This window comes from Megasphaera sp. UBA4233, assembly GCF_002395615.1.
In the GTDB taxonomy this organism is placed as follows: Bacteria; Bacillota; Negativicutes; order Veillonellales; family Megasphaeraceae; genus Megasphaera; species Megasphaera hexanoica.
The window spans coordinates 1-2,122 of record NZ_DGXL01000011.1 but is presented as its reverse complement, the minus strand read 5'-3'; the positions used below and the strand labels follow the sequence as shown (position 1 = coordinate 2,122).

Genomic DNA, 2,122 nt, shown 5'->3' with positions numbered 1-2,122 from the left:
ATCATGGCTCACATCGATGCCGGTAAAACCACGACAACAGAACGTATCCTTTTCTACACCGGCCGTGTTCATAAAATCGGCGAAGTTCATGATGGCGCTGCTACCATGGACTGGATGGCCCAGGAACAGGAACGTGGTATCACTATCACGTCTGCTGCTACGACGGCCCACTGGAAAGGATATCGTATCAACATCATTGATACTCCGGGGCACGTTGACTTCACGGTAGAAGTTGAACGTTCTCTGCGTGTACTTGACGGTTCTGTTGCTGTTTTCTCTGCTAAAGGCGGCGTAGAACCGCAGTCTGAAACGGTTTGGCGTCAGGCAGAACATTATCATGTCCCCCGTATCGCGTTCGTCAATAAGATGGATACGACCGGCGCTGACTTCCTTAACGTAGTTCAGATGATGAAAGAACGTCTCCAGGCTAACGCTGTTGCCGTTCAGCTTCCTATCGGTTCTGAAACGACATTCCGCGGTATCATCGACCTCATTACCATGAAAGCAGAAGTCTATGATGATGCTCTTGGTAAAGAAATTGAAGTCGTCGATATCCCTGAAGATGAATTAGACGAAGCAAAGAAATATCATGACATCATGGTAGAAGCTGTATGTGATACCGATGAAGATCTCATGATGAAATACCTCGAAGGTGAAGAAATCACCATCGATGAACTCAAAGCAGCTATCCGCAAAGCTGTTTGCACGAACAAGTTGTTCCCTGTACTCTGCGGCTCTGCTTACAAAAACAAGGGTATCCAGATGTTGCTCGACGCTGTCGTTGACTACATGCCGAGCCCGCTCGATATCCCCCCTGTAAAAGGGACAAATCCCGATACGGATGAAGATGAAACGCGCGAAGCTTCTGACGATGCTCCGTTCTCGGCTCTGGCATTTAAGATCATGGCCGACCCGTTCGTCGGTAAGCTGGCATTCTTCCGCGTGTATTCCGGTACTCTCGAAGCAGGTACTTACGTATACAACTCCACGAAGGGTAAGAAGGAACGTGTAGGCCGTATCCTGCGCATGCACGCTAACCATCGTGAAGAAGTATCCATCGCATACACCGGTGATATCGGCGGTATCGTTGGCCTGAAAGATACGACGACTGGTGATACACTGTGCGATGAAAAACATCCGATTATCCTTGAAAAGATGGAATTCCCTGATCCGGTTATCTCCGTTGCCGTTGAACCGAAGACGAAAGCTGACCAGGAAAAAATGGGTATCGCCCTTGCCCGTCTTGCTGAAGAAGATCCTACTTTCAAAGTCAAGACCGATGCTGAAACAGGCCAGACTATTATCTCTGGTATGGGCGAATTGCATCTGGACATCATCGTAGACCGTATGTCCCGCGAATTCAAAGTTGCCTGCAACGTAGGTAAACCGCAGGTTGCTTATCGCGAAACGATCCGCAAAGATGTCAAGGCACGTGGTTTCTTCAAACGCCAGTCCGGCGGCCGTGGCCAATATGGCGATTGCTGGCTGGAACTTATTCCGCAGGAACAGGGCAAAGGCTACGAATTTGAAAACAAAGTCGTCGGCGGTGCTATTCCTAAAGAATATATCGGTTCTGTCGAAGCCGGTGTCAGAGAAGCAATGGAAACAGGCGTTCTTGCTGGTTTCCCGATGGTCGATATCAAAGTCGTCGTATACGACGGTTCCTATCATGAAGTTGACTCCTCGGAAATGGCCTTCAAGATTGCTGGTTCTATGGGCTTTAAAGATGGCGCTAAAAAGGCTGATCCGGTTCTCCTTGAACCGTACACGAAAGTCGAAGTCGTCGTTCCGGAAGAATACATGGGCGATGTCATCGGCGACCTCAATTCCCGCCGCGGTCGTGTAGAAGGTATGGAAATGCGCTCTGGCGCAGAACATATCAATGCCTTCGTACCGCTGGCAGAAATGTTTGGCTACGCAACGGATCTGCGTTCTAAGACACAGGGCCGTGGTGTTTATACGATGACCTTTGACCACTACGAAGAAGTTCCTAAGAATGTAGCGGAAAAAGTTATCAGCGAAAGAGGTTAAAAATTTTAAATACGCATTGGAGGAAATGCAAATGGCTAAAGAACATTACGAAAGAACCAAACCGCATGTTAACATTGGTACCATCGGTCAC

General features: G+C 48.5%; 1 protein-coding gene. It reads left to right on the top strand.

Annotation, left to right across the window (positions count from 1 at the left end; all coding sequences use genetic code 11):
• The coding region (gene fusA, locus B2U90_RS02320) for an elongation factor G (RefSeq protein ID WP_349678592.1) at positions 1-2,031 on the top strand (2,031 nt) is incomplete at its 5' end.
• Between the last annotated feature and the right edge of the window lie 91 nt (positions 2,032-2,122).